The sequence below is a fragment of the Bacillus sp. FSL K6-1145 genome, assembly GCF_038003425.1.
Lineage (GTDB): Bacteria > Bacillota > Bacilli > Bacillales > Bacillaceae > Bacillus > Bacillus pumilus.
Genome location: NZ_JBBOPC010000001.1, coordinates 1,677,359 through 1,692,241, shown reverse-complemented (window position 1 = coordinate 1,692,241; position 14,883 = coordinate 1,677,359). Strand labels below are relative to the sequence as shown.

The following is a 14,883-nucleotide window of genomic DNA, read 5'->3' as shown; positions in this document are numbered from 1 at the left end:
TAGATGGTGAAAATTTTTATTGATCCTGGCCATGGAGGAACAGATTCTGGAGCTGCTGCTAATGGACTTTTGGAGAAAAATATCACACTGCAAATCGCGATTTTATTGAGAGATATGTTGATTAGTGATTATGATGAGGTTTCCGTCCGCTTAAGTCGTTCAATTGATCAATCCGTTACTTTGGCCCAGCGTACAAATGCGGCAAACAGCTGGGGAGCTGACTATTTCGTGTCTATTCATATTAATGCAGGCGGGGGCACAGGTTTTGAAAGCTATGTGTATCCTGGCGTTTCAGCACCAACCACCACGTATCGCAATGCCCTTCATGATGAAATTGTTCGCTCGGTGGATTTTGCCAACCGCGGCAAGAAAACAGCGAACTTCCACGTTCTTCGAGAAACTTCTATGCCCGCTATTTTAACAGAGAATGGTTTCATCGATACGACAGCTGATGCAAATAAGCTCCGCAACGCAACCTTCCTTCAAGGCATCGCTCGCGCTCATGCCACTGGATTAGAGAAAGCCTTTCAGCTGAAAAAAAAAGCTAGTAATCTTTATAAAGTTCAGGCTGGAGCTTTCAAGGTGAAAGCCAATGCAGATGAATTAGTAGCCACGCTTAAATCCAAAGGCTTTGACGCCTTCGTTGTATTAGAGGGCGGCATGTTCCGAGTGCAAGCAGGGGCTTTTCGTACAAAGCAAAATGCGGATGACCTCGTCGCAAGATTGAAACAGGCCGGTCATGACGCATTCGTTTTCCAATAACTGAAGCTTGTTATAACGAAATAAACCGGCTCAAGTCTGCTGCTGAGCCGGTTTATGATTGATTCCTTTATGCTAAAATGTTCACGACAAATTGAGACCACGTTTCAAGTCGATCGAAGTATTCAGGCTTTTTCAAATCGGATGCATTCATCCATTTTCCTGAGATTTGATCTGTTTCTTTCACTTCTACATGAGCGCCTGGAGATAATTCAAGCGCCGATAACAGTCCAATGTGCACACGGCCGACACTGTTGTCATCATCATTAATTAAACCAAGGGTTTTCATCTCAAGTTTGTCTTCTTCTTGAATAGAAAGTTCCTCGTCTAGTTCACGATCCGTATTTTCTTTTAGAATTTCAGCAAAGTTTTTGCCTTCGATGAAATTCATGTGACCACCAAAGCCAAGAGATAACTTATGATGCAATCGAGTCTCTCCCCCGCCTTGAAGCCTTTCATATACATACACTTCGTCCTCACGCTTAATCACGACATAAGGAATCGGCTGCTTGAAGTCAGGATTTTCTTCCGCATCGCCTCTGCGCATCTGCTTGAAGTGCTCTTCGATTTCTTTCATAATGGTGTTGATTGTTTTCTCTTCACTATTCACACCATTAAACGCAAGCGATTCGTTTTGGAATACGCGTGTGCGCGGTGCAACTAGTATGATTTCATCCATTTTCCCCATGTTCGGTAACCTCCAGTATGTAACGCATTATATGAAATGGCAAAAAGCCAAAACGAGTGATGCGTTTTGACTTTTACGCCTTACTTATGATTCATCTCCAAAGAAGAAGTCGTCATCTTTTAACGGCTCAACCGTTGCTTTTTTGTAGCCGTTCCCTTTCATTGAGAAGAAGTCATGCGATTTTGTTTTTGTATTGAGTCCGTTCAATACAATTGGATTGATCTCTTCTTCTTCAAAGTAAGGGGCAAATCCAAGGTTCATTAACGCTTTATTGGCATTGTAACGAATGAACTTTTTCACATCATGCGATAAATTGACTTGGTCATATATATCTTCCGTGTAATGAAGTTCATTTTCATAAAGCTCGTTCAAGAGGTCAATCGAGAAATCATATAGCTCTTTTTGCACGTCAGGTGTTTGTTTGTTGTAAATTTCTTGTGCTAATAATCCAACATATACACCGTGAATCGCTTCATCACGCAAAATCAAGTTGATGATTTCACCACTTTGCATGAGCTTTCCTTGTCCATAGAAATAAAGCGGGTAGTAAAAACCACTGTAAAATAGGAAGCTTTCTAAATAAACAGAAGCAACCATTGCTTTAAAGAGAGAAATCGGATCGTCCTTTTGAATCGAACGGTATAAACTGACAATCATATCTGCTTTCTTTTGCAAGAATTTATTCTTTTTGACCCATTCAAACACTTCACTGATCGTTTCAGTTGGTGCGAGTGTCATGAAGATATTTGAGTATGATTTCGCATGTACCGCATTTTCCATCATCGCCATAAAGTTTAATACCGCTTTACGCTGATGGCCTTCTACATGTTCAGCCACAATCGGCATCCCTGTATTTCCTTGTTCTGTATCAAGTAAAGTCAATCCAGCAAGTACCTTCATGTACGTATCTCGCTCTTTTTCACCTAGATATTTCCATGTTAAGAGGTCCCCGTTTAAGGAAATCTCTTCAGGAAGCCAGAACTGCTTCACATTTTGGTTGTAAAACATTTGTGTAAAATCATCTTCGTGTTTTGACCAGTTGGCTGCATCATAAATTTTTGTCACGTTAAACTCTCCTTTAATCAAACAACACAAGAAAGACAGCCTTCCTGCCCTGTATCCTTCGTTCTTGCATAATAAAGTGTCTTAATGCCTTTATGGTGTGCATACAGATCGATGCGGTTTAGGTCACGCGTTGTCATCGTATCTTTCAGGAATAGTGTAAAGCTGATTCCTTGATCGACGTGCTGCTGAATCGTTGCGATCATATCGACCACTTTAAACATATCCATATCGTACGCTTCTTTATAGAAGAACCAGTTTTGCGCTGAAAGACCTGGCATTGGGTAATACGTTTTGCTGTTGCCATATGTTCTTTCTTCGATACGTTCCATAATTGGCATAACAGAGGCTGTTGCCGATTGCACATAAGAAATGGAACCTGTTGGTGCAATACATAAGCGGTAGCTATGGTACATGCCATTTTCCGCTACAAAGTCTTTGAGTGCTGCCCAGTCTTCTTTTGTTGGAATGTGCATGCCTTCAAATAATGCTGCTGCTTTTTCTGTTTTTGGTGTGAAATCATTCTCCACGTATTTATTGAAGTACTCGCCCGTTGCGTAGCCAGAGCCTTCATAACGATGGAATGTTTCTCCTTTTTCTTTTGCAAGCTCACTTGAACGTTTAATTGAATAGTAGTTCACCATCATAAAGAACGTATTCGCGAAATCTCTTGCTTCTTCACTTTCATAGGCCATTTGGTTTTGAGCCAAATACCCGTGAAGGTTCATCGCACCAAGTCCGATTGATTTCATCGCTTTGTTCGCTTTTCGAACAGCCGGTGCATTGCGAATATCTGTTGTTTCAGATACAAGCGTGAGTGAGTCTGTTGCTAGTTTGACCGTTTTTTCGATCGATTTGTTTTTCATGACATTCATGATATTTAATGAACCAAGGTTACAAGAAATATCAAGACCAATTTCATCTTCTTGATCATAGTCCGCGTAAGAAGAGACCTCTGAAGCTTGAAGCACTTCTGAGCAAAGGTTTGAGAATTTCACTCGTGAAATATGGTTTAATGCATGCTCTCTATTCACATTATCTTGGAACATGATATATGGATAGCCAGATTCTGAGCGAAGAACAGCCAATTTTTCAAGAAGCTTTCTCGGATTGACTTTTTCTTTTTTGATTTTCGGGTTTTCTACAAGCTCATCATACATTTCTTCCATGTCCATCTCATCAAGATGCTGTCCATATTCTTTATAGACTGTGTGCGGATAGAAGGTGTAAGCTGTTTTATCTTCTCTGGCAAGCTCAATAAATTTATCCGGGATGACGACACCGATGGACAATGTTTTCACACGCACATCTTCATCTGCAGAGATTTTTTTTGTATCTAAGAAATCATTAATATCTCTGTGGAAAATATTAAGGTAGGCACTACCTGATCCTTGTCTTTGTCCCATTTGATCTGCATATCTGAATGCATTATCAAGAAGCTTCATCACGCCGACGACACCTTTTGTCGCGTTTTCAACATCTTTAATTGCTTCGCCTTTTGCACGAAGCTTTGACAAGTTCAAGCTGACGCCGCCGCCTAATTTTGAAAGCTGCATTGAAATATCAATCGCTCTTGAAATATCGTTTAATGAGTCATTCACTTCAAGCAAGAAGCAGCTCACAAGCTCACCTCGTCTTTTACGTCCAGCGTTTAAGAATGTTGGTGTACTTGGCTGGTATTCCTGATTGATCATCAGTTCTACAAACTCAAGGGCTTTTTCTTTATCTCCGCCCGCAAAGAAAAGCGCTACAACTGAAATGCGGTCTTCATAGCGTTCAAGGATTTTCTTTTTATCATTTGTTTTCAGTGCATAGTCGTTGTAAAACTTAAACGCACTCATGAATGATGGGAATCTAAATTTCTTCGCATATGCAGCTTCGAATACCTCTTTAATATCTGCCATGCTGTATTGTCTTAAAAATTCTTCCTCATAGTAGTCGTTTTCTATTAAGTAATCAATCTTCTCTTCTAAGTTGTGAAAGAAGACTGTGTTTTGATTAATATAATCTACGAAATAACTATGTACAGCTTCTTTGTCCTTATCGAACTGAAACTTTCCTTCTTTTTGAATCATAATCTCGTTATTTAATTGTATCCACTTTGGAACCTGATTTTGTGACAATTCTTTCTACCTCCTGTGTAAACAATTCAACATCCCTTTTTGTTCCGCTTAGTTCAAAGGTGTGCAAAATAGGAACTTGATATTGTTTAGAAATCGTATCGGCGCTTTTGGCAAAATTATCTCCCCATACTTTGTTTCCACTCACCGCTACACCTAGTAAAAGGTGAGCATTTTTCTCTAAAAAGGATTGAGTAGTACTAGGGACTTGTCCAAATCCTGTCGTAAAGGTGACGAGAATAAACGGCGTATCCAAAAACTCTTCTCCAGTCAATTTTCGTTTGTCTGTAAAAGGGGTCTTGTCCAAAAAGCGTTGAACATTTCCTGTTTTTGAATCAAATACGATTTGAATCAATTCCATCACGACCTAGTTTTTAGTATTGTTGATCATTTCGTTATTCACTATATATAGTATACTATGTTTTTTCAAAACACAACATATAGATGTTCGAAACGAAAAAAATCAACCAACCCGGCCGAACATTCATAGCCGAACTCGTACGTTCAAATAAATAGAGCAGAACAGGATCTAAAAATAGACTGCTCTACTCTCTATTCAACTGAAACCGAAATCTATCATAACACGAAAAAAAATCGCTTAGTAGACTAGACTTTTTGTTTTATTTTTTGTAGGCATCGCACTGTAAATCTTCTGACACTTCTGTAATTTCCACTTCAACACCTAATTCTTTTAGCACCGCTTCAAGCGCAGAGACGATTGAAGCTTCTCTGACTAATTCTTTCCCATTTACAGAAACGCTTGTTCCATATTCAAAACAGGAGTCGTCTTCACAAGTTTGTTCCCAATGATTAATTTTAATTTTGTGTGTCATGAACTCATCCTTTTCTGTCTAGATGTCTGATGCATGATTATAGTGTAGCGACTTCACATTCATTTGTAAATTTACGTGCTTACTCTTCTACAGAATCGTCATCATCATCATAATCTTCGTCCCACTCATCTATGTATTTTGTTTTAATAAGGGTCAGTTCTCCCTCTTTTTCATCAAACCGGTACACATGTACTTCATCATCTTTCACAACAGCAAAGTGATTATTTTTTAGTGCAACAGCTGATTGTAATAGGCCATCTATATGTCCATGATCATCTTGATTAGAATAGTTATGCCAGCTTTCCTGTCTTGATTCAATGTTTGAAATGGCGCATGATCCAAATAAGACAACAATCCCAACTAGTAGAAGGATCACTCTAATCCTTCTTAATTCAAGCTCTGCATTTTCCATATCGCTTCCCTCACCTTTCTTCATATCCAATAAGGGATTATACGCAAAATAGACAGAAAGGTTTCACGGCATGCAAAATAGCCCCTCTGCACTGACAAAAAACGTAGCGGGTTCCGGCCGGTTTATTCGCAGATGCATGGGGCTATTAGGTCGAACATATCCTATTCTAATTCTAGATTTACATTCTTTTGAGGTGCAAATGTAGAAATGGCGTGTTTATAAATAAGCTGCTGCTTCCCTTCTGTTTCAAGCAGCACCGTGAAATTGTCAAAGCCTTTCACTTGACCGCGAAGCTGAAAGCCATTCAGTAAGAATACTGTAACAAATGTATTGTCTTTACGAATTTGATTCAAAAATTGGTCCTGAATATTAATCGGTTTCATGTTTCGTCCTCCTTGATTCTGATAACTACAGTTTCGCTTTAAGTCCAAGCTTTCCTGCTATATATGCGAAAATTTCCTCTTTTTTGTCTGAAAAGTGGCAAGGCGGTGTCATGTCGAACCAAGTGACATCCATTTTATTACGGAACCACGTGAACTGACGCTTCGCATATCTACGGGAATTTTGCTTTAATTGCTGGATAGCTTCATCAAGTGAGCAGTCACCTTGAAAATACGCATACAACTCTTTATAACCAATCGCTTGAACCGATTGACAATCCTTCAAGCCAGATTGATAAAGTGCGCTCACTTCCTCAATTAAGCCTTCATCTATCATCATATCAATTCTTTGGTGAATGCGCTCGTACAAAAGCTCTCGATCCATTTTGAGCCCAATGAAGGCTGTATCATAAAGAGGAACTTCTTGATGACCATTTTGCATCTCCGACATTTTCTGACCTGTTGTATGGATCACTTCCAGCGCCCGGATCACGCGGCGGACATTATTCGGATGAATGGCTTTTGCAGCATCAGGGTCTACTGCTTTTAGCTTTTCGTGCAGCTGAAGGGAGCCATGCTGCTGTTCAAACAGCGCCATTTCTTCTCTAAAAGCAGGGTCACTTTTCTCATCGGTAAATGTGTAATCATATAAAACAGATTGGATATACAAACCTGTTCCGCCGACAATCATGGGTGTTTTCCCTCTAGCGGCAATCTCTTTGATTTTCATACGGACCAGCTGCTGAAATTCAGCTGTAGAAAAGGATTCGGCCGGCTCTTTAATATCAATTAAGTGGTGCGGGACACCATCCATTTCTTCAGGGGTGATTTTAGCTGTTCCAATGTCCATTCCTTTATAAATCTGCATAGAATCACCACTGATTATTTCTCCATTAAATGCTTTGGCTATATGTATGCTCAGTTTTGTTTTGCCGACAGCCGTCGGTCCTACTAATACAATCACTGGTTGTTTCGTTTTTTTCATAACATCACTCTCTTTTACAAACTGCCTACAGTATAGCATAACTTCTCTTTCTCTCCTATATAATGCCCATCACCAGCCGAGTGGTTCATTTCCGACCACTTCATATGTTTTTCCTTTTAAGCGGTGCGTATGCGTCGGCCGCTCTTCGTCCGGACTATAGACGACTCCTCCGTACGGAATGGGGACAGAATCGTTATAGGCTGAAAACGTAACTTCCTCAATCTCGTGATAGTGGGTACCATCTAATCTCGGTATCGCAGGCCCTGTGACGCCGTAGTATCTGTGGAAATGCCCTCTCTCAAAAGAGGTGACCCCGCGATAGTAATGAGTATGCTGATCGGTATTGCTCCCATTGACTGGCTGAGAAATACCTTCTATTAAATGATAATGCTCTTCTGTTACATCCGTTCGTGCTTTATAGGCATGAGCATGCGGCGGGCATTTTGCCCAATCAGATGGATACAGGCCCATTTTTAACATTCCTCCTTATCATAGGCGTTCATCCAAACACATATAGGCCAATCGAATACACTGATGTCAGTTACAGTGATTTTATGTGAGAGGAGCCTTTTTTTATGAATTATTTTGATGCACCGCCATTTATGCAAGAAGACATGAGAAGACCTTTTGGATTTGGAAGACCTGGATTTGGAGGCCCTGGGTTTGGAAGACCTGGATTTGGGTTTGGGAGACCTGGATTTTTTGGCCCTCCATTTTTAGGTGGTTTTGCTGGAGGACTACTTGCAGGGTCCCTGCTTGCTCCAGGATATGGATATGGCTATCCTTATCCACCACCATATCCGCCATATGGACCATACCCTTATTATTAAATATGACTTGTAAGTGAAAACAACCTTTCATAAAATGAATCGATTGACACACTAGTTTTTCATGGGTTAACATTTACTTTACCGACCGTTCAGTAAAGTAGGTGTTTTTTTTATGTCTAAAACCAAAAAAGAGCAAATTTTTGAGGCAGCTGCTCGTACGATTTTAAAAGAAGGATTAAGTCAGCTTACCCTTCAGCATGTAGCAGAGCATGCACATATGACCAAGGCCGGCCTGCTTTATCATTTTTCAAGCAAGGAAGAGCTCATCCAAAAAATGAATGAGCACGCGATTGTCTGCTTTCGTCAGCAGCTTGAGTCGTATCAGGAAACATACAAAAACGAAAAGGCTCCTTATGTACGTGCATATATTTTGGCGACATTAAATGATCTTGATATGCAAAACACGACCCAGTTATGTACAAGCATGCTGGCCACCATGTCATTTGATGAAGCGTTATTGAACCCTTGGCGTGATTTTTATGCAGAGTTCAAAGCGAAAGCAGCTGAGGAAATCAATGACCCTGCATTGAGCCAGCTGATCCGCCTTTCATGTGATGGAATATGGTTTTCAGAAATGTTTCAGCTTGAACCGCTGAACCGAGAGGAAAAAACCCTTTTACTTCATCGGATTTTACACCTATTAGAGGAGGGATGATCATGATCCTCGGATATCTTTTTCTAGCTGTGGCCATTTTTTCAGAAGCCATTGGCGCCGTGATGTTAAAATTCTCAAATGGCTTTACTCGCTTTAAGCCTAGCGCTGTCGTTGTTGCTGGGTATACACTTGCCTTTTATATGCTGTCATTGACACTGAATATCATTCCGCTTAGCATGTCTTACGCAACATGGTCTGGGGTTGGTACAGTCCTCACGGCTATTTTTGGCGTGCTCTTTTTCAAAGAAACCTTGAACCAAAGAGCAATCTTTGGGATGGCGATGCTTGTCTCAGGGGTCGTACTTTTAAATATGTCATAAAGGATGTGAGAGATTATGAAAGGTATGCTCTATTTAACAGGGGCTATTTTGACAGAGGTTTTTGGCAGTACGATGCTGAAGCTTTCACAAGGTTTTTCGCAACTGCTGCCGAGCATTGGGGTCCTGATCGGATTTGGGTGTGCCTTTACCTTCCTCAGTCTGGCACTTAAAACGATTGACCTTTCGTCTGCTTATGCAACATGGTCTGGCGTTGGAACAGCACTTACTGCTCTTATCGGACTCGTGCTGTTTAACGAAACCATTCACATAAAAGGCTTCATTGGTCTTGCACTTGTGATATGTGGCGTGATTGTCTTGAACCTGTCAAAAAAACAAAAGGAAGAAAACAAAGAACAAATCGATCAAACCGAATGGACGTCATAAAAAAAGTCATTTTCTCCATTTCATTAAGAGAAAATGACTTTTTGTTTTTACCCGTCGACTTGAATGGTTTCTTCTAAGGAAATGTCCACATTTCCTTGAACAGCTCTTGAGATCATACATGAGCTTTCGGCTTTGTGCGCGAGCTTGCGGGCCAGCTCAATATCTTGCGGAGAAGCAGAGGCTTTGAGGATGATGACAGGCCGGTGAATGATTTTTTCATATGTAAACACACCATTTGTCACATCTACGACAGCCTCAGAACTCATTGTGAGATCCTCTTTTTCTAATTGGCTCCGCTCCATCATAGCGGCAAGTGTAATAATATAACACGTAGCCGCTGCACCTAAGAGCATCTCATCTGGATTTGTTCCGATGCCGGGACCGTCCATTTCTTTTGGAATTGAAATCTTCGTTTTTAACTGTTCGCATGAGATTGTACCCACATCGTTACGCAGGCCAGGCCAGCTCGCCTGAAGATGAAAATGATGACGCGCCATATTCGTCTCTCCTTTTGTTATCACTTTTTATAGTGTAACAAGAATTCACGCTGCTTGTCTTAACATGTGCACCATCTTTATGTATATTCCTCATCCAGCACTGTCCGAATCGCCCTGACATACCGGTAGAACGTCTCGTTTTTTGTACTCGACCGCCGCCGAAAGTCAAAACTGTCAAATAAAGCTTCACGCTGACTTCTACTAATCTCTAGCTGTACACTTTGCCCTGTTTTAGTAAGATTATTAATATTATGATTGCTTGTTCCGCTCAGGGTTGCGTGTGCGACAGCCAGTTCAGCAGAAAATCCGTTCCGCTCTAATGAGTTCACTATTTTTTCTGCACGGTCGTAATCTGTTCCGCCAACGAGCGTATGGTCAATGCCTTCCTCACCTTTGTATCCATGCACTGCTAAGATATAATCGTGTGCTTTTGCCTGCGCGACGCCGACTGGCTCATCAAAGTTTGTACTTGTCACATGAAGTTCTGATGCATTCTCTCTTAAACCTTCAAACAAATACGTAGAGAAATCATTATCGAAAAAATGGACGATCTCACTCACGCCGCCTTCAATTCTCCCGCCATGGGGTGACATCACAAGAAGACGGCTTCCAGGCACTGGGTTGGCTGTAATTTGATAGCTGCTTGTTGATTCGTTTTCTTCCAGTTCTTTAAAATTGCGATAAATATCATTTGAACCGCTTTCGTCTTCCCCACCTGATGACAATGGCTCATCATGTTCCTGTGCTTGCATTGTATAATAAACGCCCCATCCGATCGCAAGCAGGAGAAGCAAAGCAAAAAACTTCTTCATTCCCGTTCTCCTTTAACAGATTTCTAAGCCGTTTCTATGATTTATATTGAATCATCATTTCTTTTCATTTTTTCCACTTTTTCTCTTCAAATTTGATCATAACACTCTAGATCATGAGATTCCTCAAAAATAAGATAATTGCATTTATATACACAGAAACGCCTCTCGTCTTTGAAAACAGAGTTAGAATAGTATGACAGACAAACGAAGTTATGTTTAAAATGACCTAGTTCTATCCAGTCTGTTTTCTTTAATTCGGCTTGTTTTTATATGGATTTGATTTTTTTCCTCTGTGACAAGTCACATTTGTATGAGCATTGACCCTGTCTAACCCCTCCTTTTTTTCTGCAAAATCGTTTGTTTCACCGGTTCTCTAAGAAGAACTCTCCCACCTATCATCGGCTGATTCTACATGTTTTCCACCTTTTTCTATTATTTTACAAAATGTAAGCGCTTTTCTTTTTCATCAGAAATGAGTAAGCCGCCAATATGAAGAAAAGAAGGGACAAGAATCCGAACAAAGCAGCTCTCATTCTCATAACGTAAGAGTGTACAAGAATGGATAGCTAGAATGGAGGGCATCACATGTTTGGATTTTCTATGGTGCAAATGGTCAGGACACATGCTAGTAAACTAGATCAGCCTTTAAGAGAGACCGTCCTTCACCTTTATAAACCTTTTAAATGGACGCCATGCTTTCTTCATCGTTTCTTTGAAGGAAGATTAAAGAAGAGAAAGAAGCTTCGTGTAATTATTGAATTTAAGGAAGACGCGGTCGAAGCAGGGATTCAAAGCACAAAACAGCTCATGAAAAAAAGTAGAAAAACAAATATCAAACGGCACTTTTCACATATCGACTGCTGCGCTGCAGACCTAACACCGGCCGCTTTAGAGGAGCTGTTAGCAAATGGTGAGCATATTCGTAAAATTTATTTAGACCGGAAAGTTCATGCACTTCTGGATGTGGCCACACAAGCTAGTCACGCGGATGAAGTCTTCCGAAACGGTACATCCTTAACTGGGGAAGGCATTACGGTCGCTGTCATTGATACAGGAATTTATCCGCATGAAGATTTAGAAGGAAGAATTCGCGATTTTGTGGACTTAGTCAAGCAAAAAACAAAGCCTTATGATGATAACGGGCATGGTACTCACTGCGCTGGAGATGTAGCTGGAGACGGATCGGCCTCAGATGGCTTGTACAAAGGACCTGCTCCAAAAGCTCATTTAATTGGCGTAAAAGTGTTAAATAAACAAGGGGCTGGATCGCTTTCTACTATTATAGAAGGGGTTGAATGGTGCATCCAGTTCAATGAAGATCACCCTGATGATCCGATTCATATTATGAGTATGTCACTAGGCGGAGATGCTCAGCGTTATGATGACGAACAGGACGATCCGATGGTGCGTGCTGTCAATGCTGCTTGGGATCAAGGCATTGTAGTATGCGTCGCAGCCGGAAACTCTGGTCCTAACAGTCAAACGATTGCGAGCCCTGCCGTCAGTCAAAAAGTGATTACGGTTGGCGCTTTTGATGACCGGAATACACCAGAATCAAACGATGATATCGTGGCACCATTTTCAAGCAGAGGTCCTACTGTTTATGGTGAGACAAAGCCTGATATCCTTGCACCAGGAGTAAACATCGTCTCTCTCAGATCACCAAGATCCTTTCTAGATAAACTCGACAAATCAAGCAGAGTCGATGATGATTACACGACGTTATCTGGCACATCTATGGCAACACCGATTTGCGCTGGTATTTGTGCTCTTCTATTAGAGCATTCACCAGATTTAACGCCCGATGAGGTCAAAACCCTGTTAAAAGAAAATACAAGCAAGTGGTCTGGGGATGACCCGATGATTTACGGGGCAGGTGCCATTGACGCAGAAAAAGCCATCAAAGAATAAATAAAAAAGCCCTTTACGTTGATTCGTAAAGGGTGTTGTTTTTGTCTGTTATTACGTGTGAAGTCTTTCATCTACTTGATCAGCTGACATGTTATGCTTCGTTCTCATACATCTCATCTCCTTTTTGAATGTGCGTACGCGCTTCGATCACAATCTCAAAAAAAGTGGAGGATTCCTTGTACATGTCGCGTTCCTTATAATAATTAGCCGCATCAAGTGCTAATTCCTCTAAATCAGCAAACATTTTTTTGCTTCGCAGTCCAAATAGTGCCGATCTTAATTGCTCACAGCTGTCTTTTTCTATATAAAGCGCCTGTAAAAATTGAAATTTCAACTGATAAATTTCATCTTCCAATAAACAAGCCTCGTTCATTCCTTTACGTATAGCCTCACCCGCCCGCTCGATATCTCCGAGTTTAAACCATGTAAGAGCAAGTGAAAATAATGATTTGATCATCGTGGATGCTTGATCTTTTTGATAAAGGGAAATGGCTTGTTCAAAAAAGACTGTCGCTGTATGGTACGTTCCCATACTATAATGACAAGCTCCTAAGTTATTAAGAGCCATCGCTTTAAAATAAGATGTGCACTCTTTCCGCTCCATCGCTTCACAAACCTTTAACGCTTTTTCTAAGTAAGGAAGCGCTTTTTGGTGCTGACTCACATCAATACAATTACCTGCCATGACAAAATCACATTGAATGCTTCTTTTTCCATAAAGCTGATGTTTCTTATAAATGTCTCTCGCCTTTTTAGCATAATGCATGGAGAAATAAGTTTGTTTCATATGATAGTATACTTCAGCGATTTTATAGTAAAATTCCGCTTTTTCAATCTCATCTGTCACTAAGATCAGTTGATGTTCCGCATGCTTGTAATAGGAAATGGCCTCGATGTATCGGCGCTGGATAAACGCATACATTCCATGAAAAAAATGAAAGTAATAGCCAAGTAAGCCTGTCATCTCATCTTCTCCATCTTCCATTTCTTTCGGAAAAGACACGGCTTGAAGTGTTTCACTCCCTGCATGGACTGGCGTTAAATGCTGAAGCATCAGTTGATGGCGAAAATCCATTAGAGAATAATATAGAAGCAAATCTTGATCCTCTTCCATCTCATGAATTTCTTCTTCAACAAGGCGCTTCATATCGTTTGCTTGTTCGACTTCAAATTTGCAAATATGCGTGTACCATTGATTGATCTTTACACCTACTTCGGAAGATGGTATTTTATGTGCCATCCACTTCAGCCCCATTCTATCATATCAAACTGATAACTATTATTTTACATAATTTATGTTTTTAAGGCAAATTGTAATTTATTGCATGATTTATGTTCATTTCGCATATTTCTATCTTTTTTACCAAGTTTAAATGGAGTACTTTTACCCATCAAAACGATTTTACTACGAAGTTGGGTCAAATTCTCTTAATACTTCTTTTAAAGCACGGATATAACGTCTGAATGCTTTTTTCTTTCCTTTTCTCGTATCAAAATGGTCGAAAAAAGATTCTCTCTGCGCCGTACTAATTTCTAGCTGAACGCTTTCACCACTTGCATTTCGATTATTAATATTTTTAGGATCTGTTCCTGAAAGCCGTTCGCCTTCTTGCACCATTTCTGCAGAAAATCCTCGATCTTTTAACTCTCGTACAACTGCTCTTTTCATTTTTTCGTTTGTCCCGCCAACTAGCGTGTGCTTTTTATCACTTTTATAGCCGTGGATGGAAATGGAGAAGGGATACGTTTTAATCATTTGGACCAATATCGGTTCATCAAACTTGGTGCTTGTAATATGCAAATCACGATTGTTGTCTTGTTTCGTTCCTTCAAACAAATACGTCGAGTATCTTTGTTGAAATGCTTCTACAATTTCACTTGTTCCTGGTTCAATTTCCCCTCCATGAGGAGAAAAGACGAGTAAATCACTTCCGCCCTTTTCGTGAAATTCTATTTCATACCCTTTTCTTTCATGCCGAATAAGCTGTTTAAAACTGTCGTATCGATCCCCTTTTTTTCGCTCTTTTTGATACTTTTCTACCTCTTCTTGATGTTTCTTTTGCTCTTTTTTTTCTTGAACAGAATGGCTGCATTTCACCATTAAAAGAGCACATAGGATCAGAAAGATGAATCCACATATCAGTAGCCTTTTCATTTCACCGCTCCTTTTCATTCTCTTAGGTGTCATCTTATCGCATTATTTTACTATCAATGGCTAACAGAATTCAAAGGTTG

19 protein-coding genes are annotated in these 14,883 nt (G+C 40.3%); 6 read left to right on the top strand and 13 right to left on the bottom strand.

Annotated elements, in window-relative coordinates; genetic code table 11:
- The first annotated feature begins 3 nt into the window (after positions 1-3).
- A complete protein-coding gene (locus MHH41_RS08410) occupies positions 4-762 on the top strand; it encodes an N-acetylmuramoyl-L-alanine amidase (protein WP_340866106.1) in 759 nt (252 codons plus the stop codon).
- Positions 763-829: 67 nt separating this feature from the next.
- Here MHH41_RS08410 and MHH41_RS08405 read toward each other — a convergent pair whose 3' ends face one another.
- The 9 genes from MHH41_RS08405 to MHH41_RS08365 form a co-directional block, all read right to left on the bottom strand.
- The gene (locus MHH41_RS08405) at positions 830-1,447 is read right to left on the bottom strand and encodes a hypothetical protein (protein WP_340866105.1); all 618 of its coding nucleotides are present in this window, start codon (positions 1,445-1,447) and stop codon (positions 830-832) included.
- Positions 1,448-1,531: 84 nt separating this feature from the next.
- Positions 1,532-2,512 (bottom strand): class 1b ribonucleoside-diphosphate reductase subunit beta, encoded by a 981-nt coding sequence (nrdF, locus tag MHH41_RS08400; protein WP_003212452.1) that lies wholly within the window; start codon positions 2,510-2,512, stop codon positions 1,532-1,534.
- Between the two features lie 17 nt (positions 2,513-2,529).
- Positions 2,530-4,632 (bottom strand): class 1b ribonucleoside-diphosphate reductase subunit alpha, encoded by a 2,103-nt coding sequence (nrdE, locus tag MHH41_RS08395; protein ID WP_003212060.1) that lies wholly within the window; start codon positions 4,630-4,632, stop codon positions 2,530-2,532.
- The gene (gene nrdI / locus MHH41_RS08390) at positions 4,592-4,984 is read right to left on the bottom strand and encodes a class Ib ribonucleoside-diphosphate reductase assembly flavoprotein NrdI (protein WP_008360380.1); all 393 of its coding nucleotides are present in this window, start codon (positions 4,982-4,984) and stop codon (positions 4,592-4,594) included. Before nrdI ends, nrdE begins: the two co-directional genes overlap by 41 nt.
- Before the next feature lie 265 nt (positions 4,985-5,249).
- On the bottom strand, positions 5,250-5,462 hold the full coding sequence (locus MHH41_RS08385) for a hypothetical protein (RefSeq protein ID WP_003212415.1): 213 nt from the start codon (positions 5,460-5,462) through the stop codon (positions 5,250-5,252).
- Between the two features lie 79 nt (positions 5,463-5,541).
- Entirely contained in the window at positions 5,542-5,874 is a 333-nt protein-coding gene (locus MHH41_RS08380) for a YmzC family protein (RefSeq protein ID WP_106035495.1), read from the bottom strand.
- A gap of 161 nt (positions 5,875-6,035) precedes the next feature.
- Positions 6,036-6,257, bottom strand: a complete 222-nt coding sequence (hfq, locus tag MHH41_RS08375) for an RNA chaperone Hfq (protein ID WP_003211269.1) — start codon at positions 6,255-6,257, stop codon at positions 6,036-6,038.
- A 25-nt stretch (positions 6,258-6,282) separates the two neighbouring features.
- Positions 6,283-7,239, bottom strand: a complete 957-nt coding sequence (gene miaA, locus MHH41_RS08370; protein ID WP_310023813.1) for a tRNA (adenosine(37)-N6)-dimethylallyltransferase MiaA — start codon at positions 7,237-7,239, stop codon at positions 6,283-6,285.
- 69 nt (positions 7,240-7,308) lie between these two features.
- Positions 7,309-7,710 carry a YmaF family protein gene (locus tag MHH41_RS08365; protein WP_003211728.1) on the bottom strand — a complete coding sequence of 134 codons (402 nt, stop codon included), beginning with the start codon at positions 7,708-7,710 and terminating at the stop codon, positions 7,309-7,311.
- A 104-nt stretch (positions 7,711-7,814) separates the two neighbouring features.
- Here MHH41_RS08365 and MHH41_RS08360 point away from each other — a divergent pair, with 104 nt between their 5' ends.
- The 4 genes from MHH41_RS08360 (at position 7,815) to erbB (ending at position 9,428) form a co-directional block, all read left to right on the top strand.
- A complete protein-coding gene (locus MHH41_RS08360) occupies positions 7,815-8,069 on the top strand; it encodes a spore coat protein (RefSeq protein WP_309216746.1) in 255 nt (84 codons plus the stop codon).
- A 112-nt stretch (positions 8,070-8,181) separates the two neighbouring features.
- On the top strand, positions 8,182-8,724 hold the full coding sequence (locus MHH41_RS08355; RefSeq protein WP_050944952.1) for a TetR/AcrR family transcriptional regulator: 543 nt from the start codon (positions 8,182-8,184) through the stop codon (positions 8,722-8,724).
- A 2-nt stretch (positions 8,725-8,726) separates the two neighbouring features.
- Complete coding sequence (erbA, locus tag MHH41_RS08350; RefSeq protein ID WP_309216743.1) at positions 8,727-9,044, top strand: SMR family multidrug efflux transporter EbrA; 318 nt, start codon at positions 8,727-8,729, stop codon at positions 9,042-9,044.
- A 15-nt stretch (positions 9,045-9,059) separates the two neighbouring features.
- The gene (erbB, locus tag MHH41_RS08345; RefSeq protein WP_034662159.1) at positions 9,060-9,428 is read left to right on the top strand and encodes an SMR family multidrug efflux transporter EbrB; all 369 of its coding nucleotides are present in this window, start codon (positions 9,060-9,062) and stop codon (positions 9,426-9,428) included.
- Positions 9,429-9,475: 47 nt separating this feature from the next.
- Here erbB and MHH41_RS08340 read toward each other — a convergent pair whose 3' ends face one another.
- Positions 9,476-9,925 (bottom strand): OsmC family protein, encoded by a 450-nt coding sequence (locus MHH41_RS08340; protein ID WP_003211845.1) that lies wholly within the window; start codon positions 9,923-9,925, stop codon positions 9,476-9,478.
- Between the two features lie 77 nt (positions 9,926-10,002).
- Positions 10,003-10,737, bottom strand: coding sequence for a poly-gamma-glutamate hydrolase family protein (locus MHH41_RS08335; protein ID WP_003211920.1), 735 nt, complete (start codon positions 10,735-10,737; stop codon positions 10,003-10,005).
- A gap of 585 nt (positions 10,738-11,322) precedes the next feature.
- Between MHH41_RS08335 and MHH41_RS08330 the strand changes: the two genes are divergently transcribed.
- On the top strand, positions 11,323-12,648 hold the full coding sequence (locus MHH41_RS08330; RefSeq protein WP_340866102.1) for a S8 family peptidase: 1,326 nt from the start codon (positions 11,323-11,325) through the stop codon (positions 12,646-12,648).
- Between the two features lie 91 nt (positions 12,649-12,739).
- Here the strand turns inward: MHH41_RS08330 and MHH41_RS08325 are convergent, their stop codons facing one another.
- Together MHH41_RS08325 and MHH41_RS08320 are read right to left on the bottom strand one after the other, a co-directional pair.
- Positions 12,740-13,888: a Rap family tetratricopeptide repeat protein gene (locus MHH41_RS08325; protein ID WP_003211287.1), complete on the bottom strand. Its 1,149-nt coding sequence runs from the start codon at positions 13,886-13,888 to the stop codon at positions 12,740-12,742.
- Positions 13,889-14,053: 165 nt separating this feature from the next.
- Positions 14,054-14,803: a poly-gamma-glutamate hydrolase family protein gene (locus tag MHH41_RS08320; RefSeq protein WP_050944957.1), complete on the bottom strand. Its 750-nt coding sequence runs from the start codon at positions 14,801-14,803 to the stop codon at positions 14,054-14,056.
- Between the last annotated feature and the right edge of the window lie 80 nt (positions 14,804-14,883).